Raw genomic sequence first — 2,970 nt, 5'->3', positions numbered from 1 at the left:
GAGTGGTTTTACCGTGGTCAACGTGGCCGATAGTACCAACGTTTACGTGCGGTTTCGTACGTTCAAATTTTGCTTTAGACATGGGTTGTCCCTCTAGGTACGGATTTAGGTGGCTCTTATTGATGACCACGCAACCAAAAATTCAATAATAAAGTATATATCAAAAGGAAATGTTTGCTTAGAGCTGGTGCTGATAGGCAGACTCGAACTGCCGACCTCATCCTTACCAAGGATGCGCTCTACCACCTGAGCTATATCAGCACTCTAAAATGAGTGGAGCGGGCAGCGGGAATCGAACCCGCATCATCAGCTTGGAAGGCTGAGGTAATAGCCATTATACGATGCCCGCAACACGTAACTCTGTGAGCTATTTCCTTAAGAATATGGTGGAGGGGGACGGATTCGAACCATCGAAGGCGGAGCCGGCAGATTTACAGTCTGCTCCCTTTAGCCACTCGGGAACCCCTCCAAAATTTATTTATCACTCTTCCGAAAAAGAATGGTGCCGACTACCGGAATCGAACTGGTGACCTACTGATTACAAGTCAGTTGCTCTACCTACTGAGCTAAGTCGGCATAAGTGGGGCGCATTCTATTGAATGATCTGCAACCTTGCAACCCTAATCTAGAAAAAAAATTAATTTTCACTCTATTTTTATTTATTCGCTGTTTTTTTAGACATTTTTTAGTTTAATCGCTAATTCTTCTGCGTTTCTCATTTGCAAGATGAGCTGCATATTGTATGTTCCCCACTCATTCTAATAATACGATTAAACATTTATGAGTCCGTATCTGTCTTTTGCTCGTCACCAGTGGGCTGAGCTACGTAACTCAGTGCCTATGACACTGTCAGAAAGTGATCTTCAAGAATTGCAAGGTATTAACGAAAGTTTAACGATGAAAGAGGCGGTAGAGATTTATCTTCCGCTAGCACGGTTATTAAATCTTTATGTAGCCGCTCGACAAAGTCGCAATACGGTGCTCAACCAATTTCTCGGTAATGCAGAAAAAGCCCCTCCCTTTATTATTGGTATTGCTGGCAGTGTTGCGGTAGGGAAAAGCACAACAGCACGATTATTACGCGCGTTACTGTCTCGGTGGGACAATCATCCCAAAGTCGAGCTGATTACTACCGATGGTTTTTTATATCCTAATAAAATTCTACATGAACGCAACATCATGCATAAAAAGGGCTTTCCTGAATCTTATGATATTCGTCGCTTGGTTGAATTTGTTTCGGAAGTCAAGGCTGGACAGCCGAATGTGACCGCTCCGATCTATTCACATCTTACGTATGATATTACTGATGAGTTGAAAGTTGTTGATCGTCCAGATGTACTGATCATAGAAGGATTAAATGTACTACAAAGTGGGATGGATTACCCTCACGACCCTCACCGTGTGTTTATCTCTGACTTTTTAGATTTTTCAATTTATGTAGATGCCGACGCTGAGATGATCGAAAAGTGGTACGTGGAACGTTTTATGAAGTTTCGTCATGGTGCATTTAAAAAACCAGGCTCTTATTTTAGCCACTATACCCAGCTGAGTGAAGCAGAGGCAATTGCTAAAGCAAAGTATATTTGGCAATCGATTAACGGTAAAAATTTACAAAAAAATATATTACCAACCAAAGAACGAGCCCAGCTTATCTTAAGAAAGGGGTTACATCATAGTGTAGAGAATGTGTTACTACGCAAATAACGCCGATTTACCTAATAGCCTAGTTTGGATAGCCTAGTTTGGAAAGTCCGGTTCATTTTTGCGCAGCGAAATTTCTCCGCCGATATAACTTTGTATCCCTTGCTTCGTTTCTAATAGCACGCCGCCATGCGAGTCAATACCTCGTTCTATTCCAACAATTTCTTGAGGCCCGATAATGAGACGAACTTGGCGATCAATGAAATTATCTAACCGATTCCAGCGTTCTACAAAATTTTGCATTCCTGTATATTGATACTGTTGGAGTGCTTCATTAAGCGCTTTAATCAATTGTATCGCTAATTGATTACGATCAATCCGCTTTTGTTTACTTACTTGTGCAAGACTTGTCCATGGTTGATCAATTTCATTTTCTTTCTCTTGCATAGCAATGTTCATACCGATTCCAATGACAAGGTTCGCAGCTCCGCCAGCCTGTCCAGTCATCTCAACTAAAATTCCTGCAAGTTTTCTATCTTTAAAATAAAGATCATTTGGCCACTTTAGCTTAACACCTGAAAAACCCATTTGTTCAAGCGCTTCCACCACAACCACTCCAACGACTAAACTCAATCCCACCGCAGCAGCCATACCAGCATCTAACCGCCAGTACATTGAGAAATAGAGGTTCGCCCCAAAAGGAGAGACCCACTGGCGGCCTCTTCGTCCTCGGCCGCTTTGCTGATATTCAGCAAGGCAAACCGAACCGGAGTTTAATTGACCTATGCGATCCAATAAATACTGGTTAGTGGAATCAATAATAGGACAAAGCTCAACCGTATTCTCCACTTCAGATTGAATAACCTTTTGATTTAATAAGGTTAGAGGTTCCGCCAACTGGTAACCTTTACCTTGCACGCGGAAGATATCGACCCCCCACTCTTGAATGCCTTGAATATGTTTACTGATCGCGGCTCGAGACATACCCAACTGTTCGCCCAATGATTGCCCAGAATGAAATGCGCCATCAGCTAGTCGATCTAATAAGCTTAACTTTATACTGTATTCTCTCATTTATTATTTCCCGACCATTCGCTCAGTTTAACTTCTTCTCTCGCCCCCATGAAGCGGACTTCATGCTCTAAGTCAATGCCAAACTTTTCAAAAACATCATGGCAAACTTTAGTCGCTAACTGAATGACATCATCTGATGTCGCATTCGCAATATTGACAATAACCAAAGCCTGTTTAGTGTGCACTTGAGCACCACCGACTCTGCTTCCTTTCAAACCAGCTTGATCAATAAGCCACCCTGCAGCGACCTTCATT

2 protein-coding genes, 4 tRNA genes and 1 pseudogene are annotated in these 2,970 nt (G+C 42.3%); 1 reads left to right on the top strand and 6 read right to left on the bottom strand.

Annotated elements, in window-relative coordinates:
- Positions 1-185 precede the first annotated feature (185 nt).
- From B7C60_RS00590 to B7C60_RS00575, 4 genes are all read right to left on the bottom strand, one after another.
- Positions 186-261: transfer RNA gene (locus tag B7C60_RS00590), tRNA-Thr, on the bottom strand.
- Between the two features lie 13 nt (positions 262-274).
- Positions 275-349, bottom strand: a tRNA-Gly gene (locus tag B7C60_RS00585).
- 35 nt (positions 350-384) lie between these two features.
- A tRNA-Tyr gene (locus B7C60_RS00580) sits at positions 385-469 on the bottom strand.
- Between the two features lie 31 nt (positions 470-500).
- A tRNA-Thr gene (locus B7C60_RS00575) sits at positions 501-576 on the bottom strand.
- A 204-nt stretch (positions 577-780) separates the two neighbouring features.
- Between B7C60_RS00575 and coaA the strand changes: the two genes are divergently transcribed.
- The gene (gene coaA, locus B7C60_RS00570) at positions 781-1,704 is read left to right on the top strand and encodes a type I pantothenate kinase (RefSeq protein WP_099609992.1); all 924 of its coding nucleotides are present in this window, start codon (positions 781-783) and stop codon (positions 1,702-1,704) included.
- Positions 1,705-1,737: 33 nt separating this feature from the next.
- On the opposite strand, the gene birA is transcribed toward coaA, so the two are convergent.
- Both birA and B7C60_RS17350 read right to left on the bottom strand, forming a co-directional pair.
- On the bottom strand, positions 1,738-2,715 hold the full coding sequence (gene birA, locus B7C60_RS00565) for a bifunctional biotin--[acetyl-CoA-carboxylase] ligase/biotin operon repressor BirA (protein ID WP_099609991.1): 978 nt from the start codon (positions 2,713-2,715) through the stop codon (positions 1,738-1,740).
- Positions 2,712-2,970 (bottom strand): annotated as a pseudogene (locus B7C60_RS17350) (UDP-N-acetylmuramate dehydrogenase); the annotation flags it as partial. The pseudogene B7C60_RS17350 and the gene birA, both read right to left, overlap by 4 nt.

This window comes from Vibrio fujianensis (assembly GCF_002749895.1).
In the GTDB taxonomy this organism is placed as follows: Bacteria; Pseudomonadota; Gammaproteobacteria; order Enterobacterales; family Vibrionaceae; genus Vibrio; species Vibrio fujianensis.
This window is presented reverse-complemented; position numbering and strand designations above follow the sequence as displayed.